Source organism: Bacillus sp. B2-WWTP-C-10-Post-4 (assembly GCF_009183805.1).
Classification (GTDB): Bacteria; Bacillota; Bacilli; order Bacillales; family Bacillaceae_G; genus Bacillus_A; species Bacillus_A cereus.
Genome location: NZ_WEII01000255.1, coordinates 1 through 1,435 on the forward strand (window position 1 = coordinate 1; position 1,435 = coordinate 1,435).

Genomic DNA, 1,435 nt, shown 5'->3' on the forward strand with positions numbered 1-1,435 from the left:
GTTTTAAAGTATCCAAAAATGTGCTCGCATACATTTACATTCGATGTATAGCGGGGGGTGCGCATAAATAATTCATATAAAGTCTTCTCATAGTTTTCAAATACAACTTCAATCTTTTCATTTTTTTGATTTGCAATTATACGCCCTAATTCCTTTTGTTTCACTTGATTGTATGCCATAAATAAATATTTATTGTCCGACTGAAACGATACAAGGTCTTTCATATTTTTATTATGTTTAATCATTTTGTAATATGCGATTGTAAATAACCTTGTAAAGAAATGCTCTCTAATAATAAAATTCGACAATCTACCTTCCTCTTCAATAGGAAGATGCGAAAATTTTTTTACTACTGCTCCGCCAAATAAGCCTGATCCTTTTCCCTTTGCTGGCGCTTTTTCAAAACCAGAATAAATTTTCACATCACGCGTACCACAACTTGGCGAACGATTCTTTAAAATAAAACCATCCACATCCGATATCGTTTGTAAAAAGTCATTTGAAAACCGCTCCATTTTTTCAGTTACATCTTCTCGTGTCGACGGTTGCACAAGTCTGTTCTCACCATTTTCTTCTACAATTCGTATCGTTTCACGAGGAGTTCCCAATCCAATCTCCACTTCTGGACAAACAGGTATAAATGTAACAAATGGCTGCAAATTTCGTATTGTTACATCTGGAATCATCTCTCCATTATATCGACAAGCATCAAATTCTAAACATTTACTTACGACGATTGTAGGTTTTGCAAATTGTCGCATCTCATTACCTCCTTAGTGCTAGTCCGTATACTATAAATTGTACTAAGATTAACATTTTAAGCAAAGTTTGATTCATTTATTTTTATGAGAAATATATATCCAATAATATATTAACAATCATTCAACTCTATTTTCAATAAATGTGCGCCCTATTATACTGGTTTAGATATTGTGAAATGAATAATACACAGATGCTCCGGAGAAATTAATGATTAAGAAAGGAGGGAATTGTTATGAAAAAGAAATTATCATCTATTTTAAGTGTTTTAGCACTCTCTATTATGTTTTTAGGTACATCTGCGCAAGCTGAATACGATGGAAATAATATGAATAGAGTGAATAACACTGATATTTCAACTCGAGTAAATGACAATAATTTAGACAGAGTTAATAATGATGTAAGAACTCGAAATGTAAATACAACAAATGATTTAAATGATAATCGTGATAGAAATAATAATTGGGCTTGGCTTGGTTTATTAGGACTAGCAGGATTATTAGGTCTTAGAAGAAGAGACAAAGAAACACGCTGATTTAGAATGTTTTTAATAAACAAGTACTTATTTATCAAAAATATATAACGAAAATAAATCGCCTTTTTAAAGGCGATTTATTTTTACTTAAAAAGTAATGTATGTAATTCACACTTCGACGATTAAATTCGTGGAGTTAAT

General features: G+C 31.2%; 2 protein-coding genes. One reads left to right on the top strand and one right to left on the bottom strand.

Annotation, left to right across the window (positions count from 1 at the left end; translation table 11 throughout):
• Nucleotides 1-761 (bottom strand): YbgA family protein (locus GBN78_RS29690; RefSeq protein WP_152128034.1); only part of this gene is annotated, 761 nt, incomplete at its 3' end.
• A 233-nt stretch (nucleotides 762-994) separates the two neighbouring features.
• Between GBN78_RS29690 and GBN78_RS29695 the strand changes: the two genes are divergently transcribed.
• A complete protein-coding gene (locus GBN78_RS29695) occupies nucleotides 995-1,294 on the top strand; it encodes a WGxxGxxG family protein (RefSeq protein WP_000728151.1) in 300 nt (99 codons plus the stop codon).
• Nucleotides 1,295-1,435 lie beyond the last annotated feature (141 nt).